The following is a 21,983-nucleotide window of genomic DNA, read 5'->3' on the forward strand; positions in this document are numbered from 1 at the left end:
CAAATATGTAAGCCTGTTCTACTGAATGGGCTTTTTTATAAAAGCTATTTCTTTACATCTTAATGTACATGTTCTTCTTCATTGCAAATGGGAATTTTGCGACACATTTTAAAGTTGATATAATGGGCGGCTACAATAAGAGTGACTGCGGGGACAAGAAGTATAATAGAATATTGATGCCATATTTCTTTAGAAAATAAGAAGATCATTCCGGAAGAGAAGATAATTAATGGGAGTGCATTTTTGTGATGCTTGCGATAGCCGTGTGACAATGCATATGCGCCAATAGCAAACGCAAGAAAAATCATAAAGTATTCAAATCCTTTATTATCAATAATGTTAATACCGAAAATCGGGAGTGAGCTAAGTATTATGGGCAGGATGGCACAATGTATAGCACAAGCTACAGAGGCCCCCACGCCCAAAGCGTCCCAGTTTATTTTTAATTTCATTTTCAAAAAGCCATTTCGGCAAAGATAGTAAATGGTTGTTTATTTTGCAACTTTGTTGCAAAATACTTGTTAAGGAGATGGAAAAGCTAAAAGGAGCCATTGTAAATATCGTAACTTTGCGCCATTGTTTAAGGAGATGTTGATTAAATACAAAAGAAAATGAACTGGAAGAAATTTTTGTTTTATGCTGGTTTTTTTGTTGTTGTTTTTATAGTTTTTTTATTTTTTACATTTAGAGGAAATGATAATTGGAAGACTAGACTGCCGGTGCTAAGCACGGTGCAACCTTTTAGCTTTATTACACAAAGTGGAAAGACTTTTACCAATCAAGACATAAGCGGCAAAGTATGTGTAGTTAATTATTTTTTCACTACCTGTCATGGAATTTGCCCTCGTATGAATAGCAATATGAAAAAGATATACGAGCAGTTTAAAGATAATCCTGATTTTAGAATTCTATCTCATACCTGTATGCCCGAAATAGATTCCGCCGCTGTGTTAAAACATTATGCCGATTCGATGGATGTAAATACAAATACTTGGGTATTTCTTACAGGAAGGAAAGATAGTTTGTACAATGCTGCAAGAAACAGTTATCTTTTGGATGACAATAAAAATTCGGTGCAAAATATAAAGGACCAATTTATACATACACAGTTCTTTGCGTTAGTAGATAAAGACGGTAATGTGCGTGGCGAGATTTTTGATGGGTTGAAAAAGGTCGATTTAGATAAGTTGAAAGAAGATATTGTTATTTTGCTAAAAGAAAAACAAGGTGGGCGCAATAATTTCGCCAACAATATTTTTGGGAATAATATGTAATTTTGTAAAATATAGAGGAATTAAAATTTTGAATGATGGTTGTCATTGCTGAAATATTAAAATCGAGTAGCCTAAGTATTACGGAAGGGAGAAAGAAAATACTGTCCATGTTTTTACAAGCGGATGGAGCTCTTTCTCACGCAGATATTGAAAAGGAGGCAGACGAAAAAATGGACAGAATTACTATTTATCGTACGTTACAGGCTTTTGTTTCAAAGGGTATCATCCATATAATTCCCACAACAGATAACTCTATTCAATATGCACTTTGTAAAGATGAATGCAGTGAAGGGCATCATCACGATAAACATGTACATTTTGTATGTAATGAATGTCATACTACTTATTGTCTTGACCACGTAGATATTCCGCACGTGAAATTGCCTGCGGGATTCTCTGAGACTCAAACTGATGTTATCGTCAATGGTCTGTGTGCTAAATGCAAGGTAGCCTAGAACTCGATATAACGATAAATGATTTAGATTGACCAAATATTGTTATCCCCCGTTAAAAATCTCGCTTTAGCGTCGATTACACCTGAAATACGCCCATTTTAAATTCCTCATTATTGGGATTCTCATTCGCAGAAGCTATGGCTTCAGCAATGCGCATTCTGGTAGCTATCGGATCAATAATTTCATCTACCCAAAGCCTTGCTGCAGCATAATATGGCGTAGTCTGTTTCTGGTATCTTTCATTTATCTGAGAAAGTAATTCATTCTCTTTTTCTGTTGAAATTTCTTCTCCTTTTGCTTTTAGGGAGGCGACCTGTATTTGCAACAAAGTTTTTGCAGCTTGTTCGCCACCCATTACGGCAATTTTCGCCGAAGGCCATGCATAAATAAATCTTGGATCATAGGCCTTGCCACACATCGCGTAATTACCTGCTCCATAACTGTTGCCTATGATAATAGTAATCTTTGGAACGATAGAATTAGCGACGGCCTGCACTAATTTTGCACCGTCTTTTGTAATTCCGGAATGTTCACTGCGGCTGCCTACCATAAAACCGGTGACATCCTGCAAAAATACAAGAGGTATCTTCTTCTGGTTACAATTTAGAATAAAGCGCGCAGCTTTGTCTGCGCTGTCTCCATAGATAACACCACCCAATTGCATTTCCCCTTTTTTGCTTTTTACAATTAATCGCTGATTGGCTACGATGCCCACGGCCCAGCCATCTATACGCGCATAGCCACATACAATAGTTTTACCGTAATCTTCCTTAAACTGATCAAATTCACTATCGTCGACGATGCTTTTAATTACTTTGACTACGTCATAGGGTTTTGAATTATTTTCACTCATGACGGAATAAATGCTTTCCAATTTTTGTTTTGGTAGCGTCGATTTTATTCTGTCAAAGCCTGCTTTCGGCTGATGGCCCAGTTTTGAGAAAATACGTTTTACTTGTTCTAAGCATTCATGTTCTGTGTCAAATTTATAATCGGCAATACCACTAATTTCGGTATGCGTTACCGCTCCACCTAAGGTCTCTGCATCTACTTCCTCACCTATCGCCGCCTTTACCAAATAAGGACCAGCCAAAAAAATACTTCCATTTCCTTTCACCATCAATGTTTCATCGCTCATGATGGGCAAATAGGCACCCCCTGCTACGCAAGCGCCAAGAACTGCAGAAATCTGTGTAATACCTTTAGCGCTCATCCTTGCGTTGTTGTAAAACGCACGGCCAAAATGTTCTTTGTCCGGAAATATTTCATCTTGCATAGGCAGAAAAACGCCGGCGCTATCTACCAAATAAATAACCGGCAAATTATTTTCGAGGGCTATTTCCTGCATTCGCAGGAACTTTTTCGCTGTAATAGGAAACCATGCGCCGGCTTTTACCGTTTGGTCGTTGGCGATGATTACGCACCGCTTATTACTTACGAAACCAATACCGGCAACAATTCCACCCGATGGACATCCGCCATATTCGGTGTACATTTGATATCCCGTAAAACTACCAATTTCGCAGAAGGAAGTATTTTTATCAATTAAAAAATCGATTCTTTCACGTGCCGTTAATTTGTTGCGGCTATGTTGTTTCTCAATTGATTTTTTTCCACCTCCGAGTTTTATTCTTTCTAATTTTTGACGTGTTTCACTGGCCAACAACTTCATCCAGTCTTCATTCTTATTCTCAGAAATATTCATTTGCTAACGTTTATTAGTTTTAAAGGTAAAAAATAAATTGAGATGACAAAATTTGTATAATAAAATAAACCAAAAATTTGCTTACATATTCTTCTAGCGTAAGATAAAAGTATAATTTTGATTTTATGAAGAGAATTTTTTTTGGCTTGATAATAATGGTTTGTGGAAAGATGGTTTTGGCGCAGGGACCCGTTTCTCAACAGGTTGGTGCTTCTCCTCAAATTACAGCGGAATTACTGCAAAAAGAAAATGTATTGCGTGATGAATTTGCAAAAAAAGGGTTGCTGTGGCCTGCACGTGAAGTATATATACGCTCGTTTAAATATGATAGTCAATTAGAAGTGTGGGTTAGAAATGATGATAGTCAGGAATTTAAATTGTTTAAAACCTACAAAGTCTGTGTAATGGCGGGAACCATTGGTCCAAAAAGGATTGAAGGTGATTATCAAGTCCCCGAGGGATTTTATTATATTAGCCAATTTAATCCACGTAGTGAATATCATCTTTCTCTAAAACTAAACTATCCCAACGAATCGGATAAGATTTTAAGCGACAAATTAAAACCAGGTGAGGGTATTTATATACACGGAGATTGTGTCTCAGTAGGTTGTATTCCTTTACAAAATTTTCAGATTGATGAAGTATATTTAATTGCAATGGGCGCGAAATTAAATGGGGAAAGCTTTATTCCCGTGCATGTATTTCCTATTCGGTTTAGCAATCGTCAAAGCTTAGACTACTATACCAAATATTCATTTGACGATGTAGACTTGCAGCATTTTACAGCAAGTCTAAAACCTGTTTACGATTATTTTGAAGCAAATAGGACCCTTCCTCTTATTGGTGTTGCACCCAACGGTGATTATGATATTTTAAATTAATCGATAGTAGGAACAAATGCTTTAAAGGCTGTTCCGCTGTCTTGCGAAAGAATTTTGTAAGAGGTTTGGGGTAAAACAAAAACAGCCTCGCCACCAAAAAAGGTAATTGAATTCTGTGCTGTTTGTATCGTCAATTCTCCTTTCATTACAATAATAATTTCTGCTGAAAAGCTTTTACTCTCTATATACTGTTGAGAGGCTACTTCAATTTTGGTAATCCCGAAATCAGGTACTGGACAAGGATAATTCTTTTCTCTGTTGGCTAAAATTTCTCCCTTCATAATATGGGGAACTATTCCTTCAAATTTTGTATGTTTCATCAATTCTGGCACATCGATGTGTTTTGGCGTAAGGCCCCCACGCAGAACATTGTCGCTATTGGCCATTAGTTCTACATTTTGCCCTTCAAGATAAGCATGGGGTACACCAGCGCCTTGGAATACTGCTTCACCCGGCATTGCTCTTACAATATTGAAAAAATAAATTGAGAAAATGCCGCGATCGATATTTTCAAATCTGTCGCCTGAATGATCCTTATATAATTTATTTACCCAAAAGCCTGGCAGCGACTTATCTGTAGTTTTTTCCGTTAATTCACGCTTCACCAATGGCTTAAGCATCTTGTCTACCTGTGTTTGCGGCATTTCCATAACGGCATTATATAATGCTTTATAACCCTCCTTGTCAAAAATTGTAACAAACACGCTGAACTCAGCAATAGATTGTAAGACTGCAGACAGTTTTTCTTTTGTAAGAAATCCATGTAACAACCAGAATTCACTCAAAGCTACCATTACCTCAGGCTTATGATTGCGGTCTTTGTAATTCCTTTTTTTGTCGGTTATTAAAATTCCTGCCGCCTCTTCCGCATCAAAGCCTTTCTCTGCTTCAACCTTAGACGGATGCACCTGAATGGATAACATCTCTTTTACATCCAATATCTTAAAAAGATAAGGCAGTTCGCCAAATCTCCTATTTACTTTTTCGCCTAAAAACGCTGCTGGATTTTTATTAATAACTTCGTTTAATGAAATTTCTTTACCGTTTAGTAAGATTGTAGAAGAGGCGGAGGGGTGTGCGCCCATCCAGTATTCTGCGATAGGTTTTTTCTCTTTATTGTCTAAATTTAATAATTGTGAAATAAAGGTTGTGCCACCCCAAGCGTAATTTTGCACTTTCCCTTTCAATAAAAAAATGGTATCCTGATTCATCTTTATAATAATAATTTTCGGCAAGTTACTTAAATAATAGCAATGCAATGAGCAATTAGTCGATAGAACAAAATGGAGAAGAATTAGCTGTTGCCTATCCGGAAAAGCTAGATTTTAAGATGATTTTCAGATGAGTAGAGACACGTATCGAGGGTTCTCCAAAAAGATATTCTACACCAGAAAAGTGTAATGGCTCACCGTATTTGCGTCTGCTCAACTTATCTCAATATTCGCCAAGACGAATATTGAATCCAAGAAGACGGATGCTAATAATTTAAATAACACAATCCGCAATGGGAATAGGAGTGGTTTGTAATATTCGACATTTGTCTATTAATCAATCGTTCCATTGGACAATGTTTATCTGCGGGAATTGGAAAGATCTATGGTCAGAAGTTGTTTGAATGATAACCGGCTACAAACAAATGATAGGGGCTACCATTATTTCTCTTTTACCTTTTCTTTCATTAATTCTATAAATTTTAAAGTGGCAGGACAATATTCCAAATTTTGCTTATGTACATGCATGTAATCTACAGCTTTCTTTTTAGCTAGATGCGGAAAACCAGCACAGTCTGCCGGTCTTGCTTCATAAATGGTACACATATTTGTTTTTAAATCCAAAAACTGGCAAGGTTGTGAAATGTTCACCCAGTCCTTATCCTTCTTTTCGTAGATTAGCCATTTTTCTTTAAATTCTTTGGGCTGGATATGTAAAAAATCTGAGGCGCGCTTAATATCTTTTGGCGTGAAAGTGGGCGTCATCTTTTTACAACAATTAGCACAAGAAAGACAATCTATTTGTTTCCATGTTTGCTGATCGGCTTCTACAATCATCCTATCTAAACCGTTTGGAGGATGATTTTCTAGCTTAGTGATAAAGGCTTTATAGCCTTTCCTTTTCTTTTTTGATTGTATAGCAAAACTCTGAAGATTTACCTTTTCCATAAATATGTTGACACTGTTTTGAAAAAAAATTCACACGCCTATACAAACCTAATAAATAGAAATAACTTTACAGCAATTATGTGGAACAGTTTTAAAAATGGATTTAAGTCTTATTTGCAGTTAGAAAAATCGCTGAGTGACAATTCGGTGGAAGCATACCTGCGCGATGTCGATAAACTTTGTTTTTATTTGGTGGGGATTGGGGAAGAAAAGCCCCCGAAGTCAATTGAATTAAAAGACTTGCAAGCTTTTGTAAAGTTTCTTGCGAGCCTAGGGCTAACGGCCGCTTCTCAAGCACGAACCATTTCAGGAATCAAAGGATTTTATAAATATTTATTATCGGAAAATGCGGTAAGTACTGATCCTACTGAGCTCTTGGAACTGCCTAAATTAAAACGCGCACTGCCTGACATTTTGAGTTTTGGCGAGATTGAAAAAATAATTGGTGCCATAGACCTGAGTAAAGCAGAAGGTCATCGAAATAAGGCTATTTTGGAAACAATGTATAGTTGTGGATTGCGTGTCGGAGAATTAGTTAATTTAAAAGTTAGTTGTCTGTATTTGGAAGATGGTTTTGTACGGGTGATTGGCAAAGGAGATAAAGAAAGATTGGTGCCAATAGGTGAAGAGGCGATTCAATTTATTAGATATTATTTATCTGAACGAAAGAAAAATAAAATTGCTAAAGACTTTGAAGACGTGGTATTTTTGAACAATCGCGGCAAGACCTTGTCACGTGTAATGATATTTTTAATTATAAAAGATTTGGTGAAAAAAGCAGGTATAAAAAAGGTTATTTCGCCACATACTTTTCGTCACTCCTTTGCGACGCATTTGGTGGAAGGCGGCGCTGACCTCCGGGCCGTGCAGGAAATGCTGGGGCACGAAAGTATAACCACTACCGAGATTTACACCCATTTAGATAAACACTTTTTGCGCACTACGTTACAACAGTTTCATCCGGCGTTTAAAAGATAACCATCGCGCATCAATTTGTTTCATTGTTTTTGTTTGAGATATGTAAATGTTTATTATATTTGAAACTGTCTTATTTAAATAAATAGGTAAACAAAATTAAACTTAAGCCTTATGAAGAAAATTGCTTCGACATGCTTTTTGTGTTGACTATGTTAAGTATTACATTTATGAGTTCATCTTGTGCAACTGTATTTGGTGGGCGAGTAACTTCTTGTCAAAAGACAAAGCCTGTACCTGGCCAACAACAGAGAGATGTTCGGGTAGGTGCATTAATTGCAGATGTCCTATTATTTTGGCCTGGAGTTATAGTTGATTTTGCTACTGGCGCGATTTATAGGCCATGCGATCGGCATAATGGACGGGTATATGCATTTGGTTCCGTTCAGCTTTAAAAAAATAGAGGGTTCCACTTATTTGGAACCCTCTATTTTTTATTGTACGGCGCTTATGTGAAACAATATTGCTATCTCGTAACTTCTATAGGCGGATCTAAGGAGGATGAATTTCTAATTAGATAGCTTTCCATAATCGGCTTTACCCGTAAATATTTCGGATATTTTTTTAGCGTTATAATTATTGGGATTGTATTTATTGCCTAATAAAATAATGGTGGCGGTGTCTTGCATCAAGTGCATAAAAACATTATTGCTGCCATGCCAATAGCCGTTGTGATATATGATAGAATCTTTTGTTAGTGGATTGAAATAAGTCCGCCAAGCAAGCCCGTAATTGTGCATCGATTTGTGTTCATGACTTTGTGGTGTGAAAGCCATTTTTAAAGTAGAAGCTTTGATAAAAGTATGTAAGTAAAGACTTCGATCCCACTTAAGTAAATCGCGCACGGTGCTATAGATATTTTTATCTCCATAAGTACAATCAACATTAGTCATTGGAAATGGACGGTTGCCTTGATAAGTTGGATTGTAATTAGCGGTATCTTTTATCGAGAAAACATAAGTATCATGCATGCCCAGCACCTGAAATACGCTATCTTTCATAAATCTAGGGAATGGTTGATGTGTGACTTTTTCAATAATGGACGCGAGAATTAAAAAGTTCGTATTACAATATTGGAATGCTCTATTAGGCAACGAGGTGATTTTTGGCTTATTTACAATCATGAAATTGATAACATCCTGATTGGTCGCATACTTATTTCTTGGATAACCTTTCTCCATAAAATATACATAGTTGGGCAGACCCGTGCGGTGCGACAAAAGCATCTTGATAGTGATACCTTGATAGGGAAATTGAGGAAAGAATTTTTGAATGTTATCATCTAAAGAAAGTTTGCCTTCATCCCATAGGTGCAGGATTGTCATCCCTGTAAGAGTTTTTGAGATGGATGCTAAATGCAATGCTGTATGTGGTGTGATGGGTGTGTGGTACCTGAAGTCTGCTGTCCCTTTATAATCTTCATAGACAATTTGTCCGTTTTTTGCAATCAATATTTCACCGTTGAAATGACTGCCTAGAATCCTATGATAAGCAGCCTCGGCCCGAGCTGCGTAATATTCTTTCTTAGCCTTGGACAACGGTTGAAAAATACTGGTATCGACTTTGGAAGAGATTTGTACATTATCACTTTCAATATTTTCTTTATTCTTTTTCGCACCACAAGAAATGGAAAAAAATAGAATAGCTGCGAATAATATAATAGAAGGCTTCACTCTTTAAATGTTTTATGAGTTTGGCGCAAATATAATAGAATTTATTACCTGTTTGATTTTGTTAGCCTGGTTATAAAGAAAATAAGGTTTTTTTATGATATGAAATTTGACAGATTTGTATTCTTAATTTTAGTAAGAAAATTATTAAAATAACTACAAGAAACGGGCAAACGGCCAATTGCAATTGACTGTAAGGTGGATCATTTGAGTGAGAGCTTACCCAAGGTAACATTTTCGATTTTATAAAATCCTGGCACAATGGTGCACCTGAAATGTATTTGTTGTGGAGAAGGGGAATATCGGTCTTTAAGCCCAATTAAAAAAAGGAAAGAAGATTGTTCTTCAAAAGTAAAAAAATAAAAAATGTTCTTATAAAATTTCGGCACTTATTTTACATCGTTTATAATTATTATGGAGATACTTGTTGAATCATTAACGACAGTATTTGAAAAAGAAAACCAAAAAACAATAACTTCACACAATGGCAATTATATTATTGGAAACAAATACGCAAAGAGAGAAGTTTTATCCGCTTAGTTTTATTCGACCCATTGCGGAATTGCAGTTGGGTATTTTTTCGCTGAAAGACTGGTGGGGGAAAATAACTGGTGAGCAAGTATTTCTGTTAACCGAAGAATATTTGCAACTAAGTTATCCTTTGCCGGAAAATGAGTTGGTCTATTTTATAAATGCAACGCTGCTGCCTAACAAAAATATTTGGGACGAAATACGAAGTCTAAAGGAAAATGAGTCATTGAAAGGGCCAGAAAATAGACGATTAGCGACAAGAACCTATTTAAACAAGAATGATAGATCGGTTTTTTTAGCAGCTCATCTTTCAGAGAAAACAACAATTGTCAATTATAATTTTGTAGAATATCCGTACCAACTATTACGAAATCACGCACAAGCAATTAATGACCAATTTGAATTAATTGCAAAGGAAAAGCCTTCACAAAAGATTTCTTCAACCAATAACCTTATTGGGGCTGAAAATATTTTTTTAGAGGAAGGTGTGCAAATGGAATACGCTACCCTCAATGCATTGGAAGGGAAGATATATATTGGTAAAAACGCTTTGGTGATGGAAGGCTCATTGGTTCGCGGCGCGCTTGCTTTGGGTGAAAGTTCTGTAGTGAAAATGGGTTCGAAAATATATGGAGCCACTTCTACCGGAAAAAAATGCGTCGTTGGTGGTGAAATAAAAAACAGCATTTTCAATCATTTTGGCAACAAAGCTCACGACGGGTATTTGGGTGATTCTATCGTAGGTCGCTGTTGCAATTTTGGGGCGGGTACTACTAATAGCAATGTAAAAAACACCGCTGGAGATGTTGCTATATATGATTATTCTACAAAAAATTTCTCTAAATTGGGTAAAAAAATGGGTTTGCTTTTGGGTGATTATTCGCGCTTGGCAATTAATAGTTCTATCAACACCGGCAGTAGTATTGGTGTTTGTTGTAACGTTTTTGGGAAGGATATTTTACCAAAACTTATTCCAAATTTTTGTTGGGGGATTGCTGGTGGCGGAAATATCTACCAATTTGATAAGGCTGTTCAGCATATTCGAAATTGGATGGCTTTTAAAAATGAAATATTAGACGAAAAGGAAATTCAAAATTTGCGACATATCTTTGAGAATCCTGCAACATAGGCGCTAGTTTATGTTCAGTAAAATCAATATCTAATCATTTAAAAATTAAATCGGAAAATGCGCAAACAAATAGCAGCAGCGAATTGGAAAATGAATTTGACGCTTCAACAAGGAGAAGAATTATTAAAAGGTATTTTGGCCAAAGCAAAAACTTTGAATGAAAACCAACAAACTATATTTGCGGTACCTTCGCCCTACTTGCAGGCAGCCAACACAATTGTGGGCAATACAAAAAATACATTTGTCGCAGCACAAAATATTTACAGTAAAAAATCAGGTGCCTATACCGGAGAGGTTTCCGTGGAAATGTTGCAGTCTTTAAACGTTCAATACGCTGTAATTGGCCATTCGGAAAGAAGAGAATATTTTGGCGAAAGCAATACTTTCTTAGCTGATAAAGTAAACATCGCTTTGGAAAATAATATCACACCTATTTTTTGTTGCGGCGAGCCTTTGGAAGTGCGCGAAGCAGAAAATCAAAATGCTTTTGTAGCCAAACAATTAGAAGAGTCGTTGTTTCATTTGTCAGAAGAAGAAATTACAAAATTGGTGATTGCTTATGAACCTATTTGGGCAATTGGAACCGGTAAAACGGCTACAAGTGAACAGGCTCAAGATATTCATCAATATTTACGTAGTGTGATTGCGGATAAATATGGCGCAGCCGTTGCGGGAGAAATTTCTATATTGTATGGCGGAAGTGTAAAAGCAGCGAATGCGGTAGAACTCTTTTCGCGGCCCGATATTGATGGGGGATTGGTAGGGGGAGCCGCTTTGAAAATAGATGAATTTGTCGCAATAATTGATGCGCTCAATTGATAAATGAAATCTTTTTATAGTATTAAGAAAATTGGCGGATGAATTTCATTCGCCAGTTTTTTAAAATAAAATAGTGACTATTAGTCATTTGAAATTGCAATTCCAATTTTCAAAAATCTCCTCATCCAAATGAAACTGCATTGTTGTAAATTTGCGTTGTGACTTCAGAAGCATATCAACAAATGGCACATACGATTCCTACCAATCCCGGCATCTACAAATATTTTGATGCGGTAGGAACACTTATTTATGTGGGTAAAGCTAAGCATTTACGCAAGCGCGTAAGTTCTTATTTCAATAAAACGGTGAGCAGTTTCAAAACTTATGAACTGGTTCAACGCATTGAACGTATTGAGTTTACCATTGTTGATACTGAGCAAGATGCATTTTTACTGGAAAACTCCTTAATAAAGCAATTTCAGCCAAAATATAATATTATGCTGAAAGACGATAAAACCTACCCGTTTATCGTCATCAAAAAGGAGCCTTTTCCACGCGTATTTTTGACGAGGCGAAAACTAAAAGATGGATCGGAATATATTGGTCCATTTACGAATGTCTGGCGCGTGAGGGAAATTTTAGATTTTATAAAAGAAACTATTCCTCTTAGGACTTGTAAACTCAACCTCACTAAAAATAATATTCAACAGGGGAAATTTAAAGTATGTCTGGAATATCATTTAGGCAATTGTAAAGGGCCTTGCGAAGGTTTGCAAAGTGCAGAATCATATGCAGCTTCTATTCAGCAGATCCGACAGATTGTAAAAGGTAATTTAACTCCTTTATTGCAGCAATTAAAGGTTGAAATGCAAGATTTTGCTGCGCTTATGGAATTTGAAAAAGCGGAATTGATTAGACAAAAAATTCTCGGTTTAGAAGATTATCAGTCCAAGTCGGTAATTGTAAGTGCACATTTGGGGAGTTTGGATGTGTTCTCTATTTTGAAGGAAGGGGAAACGGCATATGTGAACTATTTGATGGTGGAAAACGGTACGATTATTCATACGCACACGGTGGAGTTGGTTGCGCAAATTGAAGAATCAGAAGAAGATGTTTTGGTTTTTGCAATCGTGAATTTGCGTGAGAAGTTTCATAGTTTATCGAAAGAAATTATTGTCGGCTCGGCGATTGATTTTGCCGATGAGTCGATAAATATCACTATCCCAAAGGCCGGAGAAAAAAGGAAATTATTGGAGCTTTCTCAAAAAAATGTTAATTATTTCAAAGAGGAATTGCGTAAGAAAAGGATTTTGCAATTGGAAGGTCGTAGTGATTTAGATCAGCAGCAGGTATTGTGTCAGTTGCAAGAAGATTTGTTTTTGCCGGAATTGCCTTTGCATATCGAATGTTTTGATAATTCTAATTTTCAAGGTTCTTATCCGGTTTCGGCGGAAGTGTGTTTTAAAAATGGCGTTCCAAGTAAAAAAGATTATCGGCATTTTAATGTAAAAACAGTAGTGGGTATCAATGATTTTGCGTCGATGAAAGAAGCTGTTTATAGGCGTTATAGCCGCTTGCAAAGAGAGGGGCAACCACTTCCTCAATTGGTGATTATCGATGGCGGTAAAGGTCAATTAAGTTCTGGAATGGAAGCAATTAGGGAATTGAATCTTCAAGGAAAGATGGTTGTAGTTGGTTTGGCAAAAAATATTGAAGAAATCTTTTTCCCTGGTGATAGTGAATCTATCAAACTATCTTATGATAGTGAATCGCTAAAACTCGTGCGCCGTATCCGAGACGAGGTGCATCGCTTTGGAATCACCTTTCATAGAAATAAGCGCTCAAAGGGAACTTTCAAAAACGAGTTGGAAGAGATTCCGGGTATTGGTAAAACCACCGCAGAACAACTTTTGAAGCGATTTCGTTCTGTTGCCCAAATAAAATTGCTAACCGAAAGAGAGCTCACTGCTGAAATTGGCGGTTCTCGTGCAGCCATGGTTTGGCGATATTTTCATGATAGCTAGCTTCTTTTAATAACTAGCAGAAAATATTATCTTCTGGGTTTGTCGATATGTAACGACATGGCCAAATTGTTGAGCGGGGATCCATTTGCCGGAATTTTTTATAACACGCATGGCTTCATTATCGAATGGATAACCGGCAGATTTAGAAATAAAAACATCATCTACGCTGCCATCTTTGCCGACAATGAAAGATGTGGTAACCGGAGCCTTGTTATCTGTTAGCTTTTTATAGGCTGGAATTAGTGTCCCTAATTTTGAATTTAAGTTCGTTATTAAATAATATCGCCATCCTTTCGGACCTGTTGGATAAGCAGCCCTCTTTTTCCCTGTTTTGTCAAGGTTAAATTCTTCTTCACTTATAGGTACGCCCGTTTTAAAGAAAGTTCTTTTAAGCGCACTATTTTCATCGCTATCTCCGTAATACGATTTTTTATTTATTTGTTTTCCATATTGATAGTAGGTGGATTTTATAAGGCTGTCGTTGACAACGATCCTTCCATGAGTAGTATAAAGAACTGGAGTGAAAAACATCCAGACGCCATCTTTTTGGCCATTGATAGCGATACCAGTACTATCTATACTCCCGTCTTTATCATACCACACAAATCTACCGTTGGGGATAGTTAAATCTTTATCTTTAAATGTTTGTTGCCAAATCATAGGTCCATTATTTTGATAATCACGAGTGACGTAAGTAGTATCATTTTCTTTTATTAAAACCATATAGGTAGTGGCTTTTTCAAGACTTTTGACGCTATTGCCTTGTGCGTCAAATAAATAAAATAAATCCTCTTGTTTCTTTTTATGTTTTTGGGCAAATAAGTTAAAAGAGCTGAAAAGTATTAGTAGTGTTATTGAAATTTTCATAAGTAGAAATTTGCTGGGTCTGATTTTTGACTGATGATTTATTTAGTATTGATAGGGAAAAATAATCTTTTCAAATTTCTGAACCGAAATATTTTTATCATCTGGATATAAAGGATTCCATTTAGGAGACCGCTGTATTGTTTCTAAAAGGTTGTTGTCATAAGGAAACCCACAAGAGCGTAAAATATATAAATCACTCAAACTATTGTCCTTAAGTACTTTAAAGCTAATTGTTTCTACGGCATTGTTATAACCAGCATTGTCATAATAAGAATTATTTTTCCCTATTTCCTGATCGAGATTTTTTTTCAAAAAATGATTCAAATTCCTGTAGTCCCATTTTGTTGCAGAAGTTTTCCCAATTGCCTCGTCATCATTATCTGCCAACACCCCATTTTTAAAGAAGCGTTGAACTGATTTAATAGTAGAAACGTACTGGATGGCATTTTTCCCAATTTTATGCTCCTCATTTTTTGTTAGGGTAACTATTATTTTTGCTTTTAATGAGCTATCTAGGAAATAATCCCATAGTCCATCTTTGCGCCCATTTTTCATGAAACCTGTGCTATCGATAATACCGTTTTTATCATACCATGCAAATCGTCCGTTGGGAAGACTTAACGAAGAGTCTTTAAAGGTTTTCTGCCAAAGCATAGATCCGTAATTTTTATAATAACGAACGATGTAAGTTGTATCATTTTGCTGAGTGACGACCTCGAAAGCGGTAGCCTCACCTATAGTCATAACAGGTTTGTCATGTTTGTTAAATAGGTAAAACGTTTTTTTAGTATCGGCCCTTTGTTGGGCGAATAAAGCTGTTGTACAACAGCTGAGCAATATGAAAAGTAAAGGATTTCTCATCTAGCATTTTGCTTGCCAAATATATACAAATTATTTAATTAATAGTTGTAAAAAGTCTTCTAGCGTTTCCACTGGTTGTTTACATGAATAATCTTTGCATAGATAGAATAGTGTTTTTCCGACGAGGATATTTTTATTACTTATCAACGGGTAATCTGTATTTTCTTTTTCGGAAAATTGCAAGATTTTATTTGGAATAAATTCTCTCGAAAATTGATGAGCATTACTTTTTGACTGATTGCCGACAATAGCTATTTCGTTAATACCGAAAATATATTTCTGTAATAGACCGCACCAAATGCCAAAAGAAGTTGGATAGCGTGTTATCGTATTTCCCAGAGATTGCAGCATTGACAAGGCACGTTCATTCCATTCTGGCTTGTTCAAAATAATGGATAGGTATTGCAAATTTTCTGCCATTACTGCGTTGCCTGAGGGGATGGCGCCATCGTAAATTTCTTTCTTGCGCACAACAATATCTGCCTGATTTTTTTCTGTAAAATAAAAAAGCGTTTCATTCTCATCACTAAAATTATTGAGCACATATTCTGTAATGGATGCGGCTTTTTCTAAGTAAGTAAAATTACCCGTTGCTTCTTGTAAATGGATGCAGCTCTGAATGAGGATTGCATAATCATCAATAAAAGCATTAAATTTTGCTTCCTTGTTTTTCCAAGTATGTTGCCATTTTTTGTTCGTCGTATCAAACATATTTTTTTCTAAAAAGGAAAAGCAATTTTCCGCCAATTGCAAATAGTGTTTATTACCCAATGCATTAAATGCCTTACATAATGCGGTTATCCCCATTGCATTCCAACCTAAAATTATTTTATCATCTAACGCTGGTCGAATCCTTTTGTTTCTTTCTGTCAATAATTTTTCTCTGCAGGTTTTTAAAACATGCTCTAATTCTTGAGGATTTATTTTTAAAGGAGCAGCAACTTCTTCGATCGTTTGCGGGAGCCATAGGATATTTGCATCTTCCCAATTTCCTTTGGTTTCTACATCATAGACCAAACAGAATATTTCGGCCTTATCGGCCAAAATACTTTCAATTTCTTCTTTTTGCCAAGTGTAAAATTTCCCTTCCATACCTTCGCTGTCAGCATCTAAGGCGGCATACCAACCACCAGTTTCATGCATCAATTCCCTTTCTAAAAATGATATAGTTTGTTCGATCGTATTTTTATAAGTTCTTTTTTTAGTAAGTTGGTAAGCTTCAGATATTGTTGAAATCAACAAAGCATTGTCATACAGCATTTTTTCGAAATGTGGGGCCAGCCATTTTTCATCAGTACTGTAACGCGCGAAGCCACCGCCAATCTGATCGTAAATGCCACCCTGAATCATTTTGTCCAAACTCAATAGTGCTTGCTGTTTGGCTTGTTCATTTTTGGTAAAATAAAATTGACGTAACAAAAATTGAATAGAAAATGACTGTGGAAATTTTGGGGCTTTACCAAATCCACCCCAAACGCCGTCGGCTTGTTTCAAGAGATTTTCTGTAGCCAGTTGTATATTTTCTTTTGTCAGAAAATTATTTTCCGAGTTTCGACTACCAATATTATTGGCGTTTTGTAAATGGGCAATTAGATTATCTGCCTGCGCCAAAATATCTTCTTTTTTTTCACTGAATGCCTTGTATACATTCGTTAAAATATCCGTCCAGCTTGGACGATTCGCATAAGGTTTTGGTGGAAAATAGGTACCTCCATAAAATGGTTTTGCGTCCGGTGTTAAAAATACATTCAGCGGCCATCCGCCCTGACCACTCATTGCCTGTACGGCGTCCATATAAATATGATCGATATCTGGCCGTTCTTCCCTATCTACTTTTATATTTATGAAATATTTGTTCATCAATTTAGCAGTGGCTTCATTTTCAAAGCTTTCTCTCTCCATTACGTGACACCAGTGACAGGCTGAATACCCGATGCTTACCAGAATAAGCTTGTCTTCCGATTTTGCTTTTTTTAATGCTTCATCTCCCCAGGGATGCCATTGAACAGGATTTTCAGCGTGCTGCAAAAGATAGGGGCTGGTTTCGTTTATTAGAAGATTGGCCATTGTGTATGGATTATTTGTATGATCTTAATTTATTTTCTCACAATAGAGAAGGCTAAGTTTTTGAATAACAAAGTTACTAATTACAAAGTTGACTAATTAATTTTTACTTTTGGGCAATGATAACCGAACAAATAGAACAACTCTTTGCTAACTATTCATCTGAGAAAATAGATCGAATCGAAAAAGTCCCTCAGAGTGGAAGCAGCAGACAATATTTCCGGATTTTCTCTGGAGATCGGACATATATTGCTACTTATAATTTGAATGGAAAAGAAAATGATGCATTTATTGCATTTACTTTACATTTTAAAAAGCTAAACCTTCCAGTCCCCTCAATTTACGCTGTTTCTGACAATTCTCTTTTATACCTCCAGGAGGATTTGGGGGCGCAATCTTTATTAAATATTTTGGAAGAAAAGGGCCATTGTGATGAGGTGTATGCATTATTTAAACAGGCATTAAAGCAACTGGCGAAACTGCAGATTAAAGGGCATGTAAATTTCAATTACGATCTTTGTCTCACTGCGCGCGAATTTGGTAAACAAGCTATACAAAGTGATTTGTTATACTTCAAATATTATTTTTTGGATACGCTTGGATTTCCTTACGACAAACAGGCTTTACTGAATGAGTTTGAAGCATTGGGGATTTTTCTGACACAAAACAAATACAAATATTTTATGTTTCGCGACTTTCAGAGTCGAAATATAATGGTAAAAAATAACGAAGTATTTTTTATAGATTATCAAGGTGGCATGCACGGAGCTTTGCAGTATGACGTTGCTTCTTTGTTATGGCAAGCCAAAGCCGGTCTCAGCGATAAATGGAAGACTTCGCTACTCGATTATTATACTGACGAAGTGAGTGCATTGCTTAAAACACCAATTGATAAGGAAAGTTTTAATAGTCAATACAAAGGATATGTTCTGATACGGTTACTTCAAGTTTTGGGTGCCTATGGTTTCCGTGGATTGTTCGAACGAAAAGCGCACTTTCTGACAAGTATTCCTTTTGCATTAAATAATTTGAAGTGGTTTGTCGAAAATCGCAGTATTGGGATAGATTTGCCAGAGTTTGAAAAAATATTACATTATTTGGTAAGCGAGGAGACTATTCAACGTTTTACACCGATAAAAGCAAAGGATAATACGCCATTAACTATTGAAGTAAATAGTTTTTCTTACCGAGAAGGTATTCCTAAAGATGAAACGAACAACGGGGGGGGCTTTGTTTTTGATTGTCGTGGTATTTTAAATCCAGGTAGAATAGAGGAATATAAAAGACTTTCGGGGCTAGATAAGCCTGTGCAGGATTTTTTGGAACAAAGTACTGAGATGAACAGATATTTAAATAGTGTATTTGATTTGATTGACATTTCTATGGAAAATTATATTACGCGTGGATTTGAGAATTTACAGATTAACTTTGGTTGCACAGGTGGACAACATAGAAGTGTATATGCAGCTACACAGACAGCTCGACATTTAAGAAATAAGTATAATGTAAATGTAATGTTACATCACACTAATAAAAGGAATTGGGTTAAGTAAAATGCGGATTTCATTGAAAAGATGGAAAGGGAAAATACTATGCGGGCAAATTCTCTGATCAAAAAATTTAACGTATTTGCCGCCTAATCATTACATTTGTCGCTCAAAACTTAATAAAATATAATTAGCAAGAAAAAAATTGTATGGCAACAACTTCTGATATTAGCCGCGGAGTGATTTTAAAACTTGATGGCAATCTATATTCTGTAGTAGAATTTGGAGAAAATAAAACGGCACGCGCTGCTGCTAAAGTATGGGCGAAATTAAAAGGTGTAGATAATAATCGCACAATAGAAAAAACCTGGAATAGCGGTGAAACTATTTACCCGATTCGCGTGGAAAAACAAACTTTTCAATATTTGTATAAGGACGAAACAGGCTTTAATTTGATGAATAATGAAACTTTTGAACAAATAGTTTTGAGCGAAGAAATGATAGATGCACCTCAGTTTTTGAAAGATGGCTGTGAAGTATTTGTATTTATTAATACTGAAACTGATGCTGCCATTGGCGCTGAACTTCCTGAAAAAATTATTTTGGAGGTCACATACTGTGAGCCGGGATTGAAAGGTGATACTGCTACACGCGCTACTAAACCTGCCACTATGGAGACAGGTGCTATAGTAAACGTTCCTTTATTTGTAAACGAAGGAGAATTAATTCGCGTAAACACCAAAACAGGTGATTACGTAGAAAGGGTAAAAGAATAAGAATACCAGTATGGATCACCCTTATTTTGCTTTTTCGATATTTGCAGGATACGCATTATGCGGATTATTCGTTCCTTTTATTTATAAAAAGGGCGTAAAAATCATCCATCGCTTTAGTGTGGATGGGCGACAAGCAAGATTTAAAAATACTGTCTGGTTTAGGAACTAACTCGGACACTAAACAAAAAGGAGTAAGGCGTTACCATTAGGTAAGTCTATGACCTCTGAAGCCCAACCCGTAGGCTCTGCCGTGAGTGGGTAGTTCACGTTATTCTTTTAATGACAAAGAAGATATTCTTTAATGATTGGTAGGTCTCAAAAAGAACGGATGTTTACAATATTGAATAGCAAAAAGACGAATCTGCAGATGACATATAGGTCTTAGATAAATTATTTTTTTAGCATAAGAAATTGCACTACTTTACAATATATTAATTTCTAATTAATCAAATTAATTTCATAAAATGGAATATAAACAAATACAGGAGCTCATAAAGACTATCAACAAAAGTAATATAGGTGAGCTGTCCATTGAAGAGAAGGACTTTAAAATTACTATTAAGCAAAAAAAAGAGAACGTACAAACTTTCGTAAATCCGCAACCTTTTCCTCAACATAACCTTCAGGCACCTGCACCTGTTACTAGTTTGCCTGCTGCAGCCCCTTCTGCGCCCCACCCTGCACCTACTACTGCTCAACCTGATAATTTGGTTACTATTAAAAGTCCGATGATTGGGACTTTTTATCGTCGTGCTTCACCTGATAAGCCCTTGTTGGCTGAAGTGGGTACCGAAGTAAAAAATGGGCAAACGGTTTGTATTATAGAAGCCATGAAGCTTTTTAACGATATTGAAAGTGAAGTGGAAGGTACCATCGTAAAAGTATTGGTAGATGATGCTTCTCCTGTTGAATATGACCAACCCTTGTTTTTAGTAGAACCAAATTAGTATGATAATTTGAAAAATGTGCTATAACACATCCTCAAATTTTCAAATTTTCAAATTAATAAAATGATTTTTAAAAAAGTATTAATTGCCAATCGTGGCGAAATTGCCTTGCGCGTTATTCGTACTTGTCGCGAAATGGGCATCAAGACTGTTGCAGTTTATTCAACAGCAGATAAAGAAAGCCTTCACGTACGCTTCGCCGATGAAGCTGTTTGCATAGGTAAGCCGCAAAGCATGGATTCTTACCTAAACATACAACGTATAATGGCGGCTGCGGAAATTACTAATTCAGATGCAATACATCCGGGTTATGGTTTTTTAGCAGAAAATGCAAAATTCGCTCAAATATGTAACGATCATGGTATTAAATTCATTGGGCCGACAGCCGAAATGATTAATATGATGGGTGATAAAGTGACAGCGAAAGATACAATGATTAAGGCAGGTGTGCCTGTCGTTCCCGGTGTAGAGGGATTATTGTCCAGTTTGGAGCACGCTTTGGAATCGGCTAAAATTGTTGGTTATCCTGTAATATTGAAAGCTACTGCAGGTGGTGGTGGTAAGGGTATGCGTGTTGTTTGGCAAGATAAGGACATGGAAAAGAATTACACCGCCGCAAAAATGGAAGCTGCCGCATCATTTAAAAATGATGGTATTTATATGGAGAAATATGTCGAGGAACCTCGACATATAGAAATTCAAATTGCTGGCGATCAATATGGAACTGTTTGTCACATGAGTGAACGTGATTGTTCTATTCAACGCCGTCACCAGAAATTGGTAGAAGAATCTCCTTCTCCCTTTATGACCAAAGAGTTGCGTAAAGCAATGGGCGATGCTGCTGTAAAGGCGGCGCAATGCATTAATTATGAGGGAGTGGGTACAATAGAATTTTTGGTGGATAAACACCGCAATTTCTATTTTATGGAGATGAATACGCGTATTCAAGTAGAACATTGTGTTACAGAAGAGGTGATAAGTTTTGATTTGATCAAAGAGCAGATCAAAATTGCGCAAGGTGAAAAGATATCAGGTAAAAATTATGAGCCAATAATGCATGCCATTGAATGTCGTATCAATGCAGAAGACCCGTTTAATGATTTTCGTCCGTCACCCGGGAAAATAAAGGTATTGAATACCCCAGGTGGGCATGGTGTGCGCGTAGATAGCCACGTTTATTCGGGATACACCATTCCCCCTTATTACGATTCCATGATTTCAAAATTGATAGCTGTTGCGCGTACGCGCGAAGAGGCTATCGATACAATGTATCGTGCTTTGAGTGAATATATAATTGAAGGTGATGGTTTAAAAACTACTATTCCTTTTCATTTACAATTAATGCAAAATGAAGATTTCCGCAAGGGTAATTTTACAACCAAGTTTATGGAAACTTTTGAAATAGAGAAATAAATTAAT

20 protein-coding genes are annotated in these 21,983 nt (G+C 36.4%); 12 read left to right on the forward strand and 8 right to left on the reverse strand.

Annotation, left to right across the window (positions count from 1 at the left end; translation table 11 throughout):
• Window positions 1-59 precede the first annotated feature (59 nt).
• Window positions 60-452 carry a MerC domain-containing protein gene (locus ACQR30_RS09530; protein ID WP_429734408.1) on the reverse strand — a complete coding sequence of 131 codons (393 nt, stop codon included), beginning with the start codon at window positions 450-452 and terminating at the stop codon, window positions 60-62.
• 159 nt (window positions 453-611) lie between these two features.
• Here ACQR30_RS09530 and ACQR30_RS09535 point away from each other — a divergent pair, with 159 nt between their 5' ends.
• A complete protein-coding gene (locus ACQR30_RS09535) occupies window positions 612-1,274 on the forward strand; it encodes an SCO family protein (RefSeq protein ID WP_429734410.1) in 663 nt (220 codons plus the stop codon).
• A 32-nt stretch (window positions 1,275-1,306) separates the two neighbouring features.
• A complete protein-coding gene (locus ACQR30_RS09540) occupies window positions 1,307-1,729 on the forward strand; it encodes a Fur family transcriptional regulator (protein WP_429734412.1) in 423 nt (140 codons plus the stop codon).
• A 76-nt stretch (window positions 1,730-1,805) separates the two neighbouring features.
• Here ACQR30_RS09540 and ACQR30_RS09545 read toward each other — a convergent pair whose 3' ends face one another.
• Complete coding sequence (locus ACQR30_RS09545; RefSeq protein WP_429734414.1) at window positions 1,806-3,434, reverse strand: acyl-CoA carboxylase subunit beta; 1,629 nt, start codon at window positions 3,432-3,434, stop codon at window positions 1,806-1,808.
• Window positions 3,435-3,559: 125 nt separating this feature from the next.
• Here ACQR30_RS09545 and ACQR30_RS09550 point away from each other — a divergent pair, with 125 nt between their 5' ends.
• Window positions 3,560-4,315, forward strand: coding sequence for a L,D-transpeptidase family protein (locus ACQR30_RS09550; RefSeq protein WP_429734416.1), 756 nt, complete (start codon window positions 3,560-3,562; stop codon window positions 4,313-4,315).
• Here the strand turns inward: ACQR30_RS09550 and manA are convergent.
• Both manA and ACQR30_RS09560 read right to left on the reverse strand, forming a co-directional pair.
• Window positions 4,312-5,526 (reverse strand): mannose-6-phosphate isomerase, class I, encoded by a 1,215-nt coding sequence (gene manA / locus ACQR30_RS09555; RefSeq protein ID WP_429734418.1) that lies wholly within the window; start codon window positions 5,524-5,526, stop codon window positions 4,312-4,314. The two genes, ACQR30_RS09550 and manA, sit on opposite strands and share 4 nt — an antisense overlap.
• 441 nt (window positions 5,527-5,967) lie before the next feature.
• The gene (locus tag ACQR30_RS09560; protein WP_429734420.1) at window positions 5,968-6,474 is read right to left on the reverse strand and encodes a YkgJ family cysteine cluster protein; all 507 of its coding nucleotides are present in this window, start codon (window positions 6,472-6,474) and stop codon (window positions 5,968-5,970) included.
• 18 nt (window positions 6,475-6,492) lie between these two features.
• Here ACQR30_RS09560 and xerD point away from each other — a divergent pair, with 18 nt between their 5' ends.
• Window positions 6,493-7,452, forward strand: a complete 960-nt coding sequence (gene xerD / locus ACQR30_RS09565) for a site-specific tyrosine recombinase XerD (protein ID WP_429734422.1) — start codon at window positions 6,493-6,495, stop codon at window positions 7,450-7,452.
• Between the two features lie 167 nt (window positions 7,453-7,619).
• On the forward strand, window positions 7,620-7,844 hold the full coding sequence (locus ACQR30_RS09570; protein ID WP_429734424.1) for a hypothetical protein: 225 nt from the start codon (window positions 7,620-7,622) through the stop codon (window positions 7,842-7,844).
• Between the two features lie 114 nt (window positions 7,845-7,958).
• Here the strand turns inward: ACQR30_RS09570 and ACQR30_RS09575 are convergent, their stop codons facing one another.
• A complete protein-coding gene (locus ACQR30_RS09575) occupies window positions 7,959-9,122 on the reverse strand; it encodes a serine hydrolase domain-containing protein (protein ID WP_429734426.1) in 1,164 nt (387 codons plus the stop codon).
• Window positions 9,123-9,603: 481 nt separating this feature from the next.
• Between ACQR30_RS09575 and ACQR30_RS09580 the strand changes: the two genes are divergently transcribed.
• From ACQR30_RS09580 to uvrC, 3 genes are all read left to right on the forward strand, one after another.
• Window positions 9,604-10,779, forward strand: a complete 1,176-nt coding sequence (locus ACQR30_RS09580; RefSeq protein WP_429734428.1) for a putative sugar nucleotidyl transferase — start codon at window positions 9,604-9,606, stop codon at window positions 10,777-10,779.
• Window positions 10,780-10,836: 57 nt separating this feature from the next.
• Complete coding sequence (gene tpiA, locus ACQR30_RS09585) at window positions 10,837-11,598, forward strand: triose-phosphate isomerase (RefSeq protein WP_429734430.1); 762 nt, start codon at window positions 10,837-10,839, stop codon at window positions 11,596-11,598.
• A gap of 158 nt (window positions 11,599-11,756) precedes the next feature.
• Complete coding sequence (uvrC, locus tag ACQR30_RS09590; protein ID WP_429734432.1) at window positions 11,757-13,562, forward strand: excinuclease ABC subunit UvrC; 1,806 nt, start codon at window positions 11,757-11,759, stop codon at window positions 13,560-13,562.
• Between the two features lie 6 nt (window positions 13,563-13,568).
• Here uvrC and ACQR30_RS09595 read toward each other — a convergent pair whose 3' ends face one another.
• The 3 genes from ACQR30_RS09595 to ACQR30_RS09605 are packed head-to-tail and all read right to left on the reverse strand — an operon-like array spanning window position 13,569 to window position 17,357.
• Window positions 13,569-14,429: an energy transducer TonB gene (locus tag ACQR30_RS09595; protein WP_429734434.1), complete on the reverse strand. Its 861-nt coding sequence runs from the start codon at window positions 14,427-14,429 to the stop codon at window positions 13,569-13,571.
• Window positions 14,430-14,471: 42 nt separating this feature from the next.
• Complete coding sequence (locus ACQR30_RS09600) at window positions 14,472-15,290, reverse strand: hypothetical protein (protein WP_429734436.1); 819 nt, start codon at window positions 15,288-15,290, stop codon at window positions 14,472-14,474.
• Between the two features lie 30 nt (window positions 15,291-15,320).
• Entirely contained in the window at window positions 15,321-17,357 is a 2,037-nt protein-coding gene (locus ACQR30_RS09605) for a thioredoxin domain-containing protein (protein WP_429734438.1), read from the reverse strand.
• A gap of 116 nt (window positions 17,358-17,473) precedes the next feature.
• Here ACQR30_RS09605 and ACQR30_RS09610 point away from each other — a divergent pair, with 116 nt between their 5' ends.
• From ACQR30_RS09610 to accC, 4 genes are all read left to right on the forward strand, one after another.
• Window positions 17,474-18,907: a RapZ C-terminal domain-containing protein gene (locus tag ACQR30_RS09610; protein ID WP_429734440.1), complete on the forward strand. Its 1,434-nt coding sequence runs from the start codon at window positions 17,474-17,476 to the stop codon at window positions 18,905-18,907.
• Window positions 18,908-19,050: 143 nt separating this feature from the next.
• Window positions 19,051-19,617, forward strand: coding sequence for an elongation factor P (gene efp, locus ACQR30_RS09615; RefSeq protein WP_429734442.1), 567 nt, complete (start codon window positions 19,051-19,053; stop codon window positions 19,615-19,617).
• Window positions 19,618-20,081: 464 nt separating this feature from the next.
• Window positions 20,082-20,564, forward strand: coding sequence for an acetyl-CoA carboxylase biotin carboxyl carrier protein (gene accB / locus ACQR30_RS09620; RefSeq protein ID WP_429734444.1), 483 nt, complete (start codon window positions 20,082-20,084; stop codon window positions 20,562-20,564).
• A gap of 63 nt (window positions 20,565-20,627) precedes the next feature.
• Window positions 20,628-21,977, forward strand: a complete 1,350-nt coding sequence (gene accC / locus ACQR30_RS09625) for an acetyl-CoA carboxylase biotin carboxylase subunit (protein ID WP_429734446.1) — start codon at window positions 20,628-20,630, stop codon at window positions 21,975-21,977.
• Window positions 21,978-21,983 lie beyond the last annotated feature (6 nt).

Origin of the sequence: Arachidicoccus sp., from assembly GCF_050436765.1 — a bacterium.
Classification (GTDB): domain Bacteria; phylum Bacteroidota; class Bacteroidia; order Chitinophagales; family Chitinophagaceae; genus Arachidicoccus.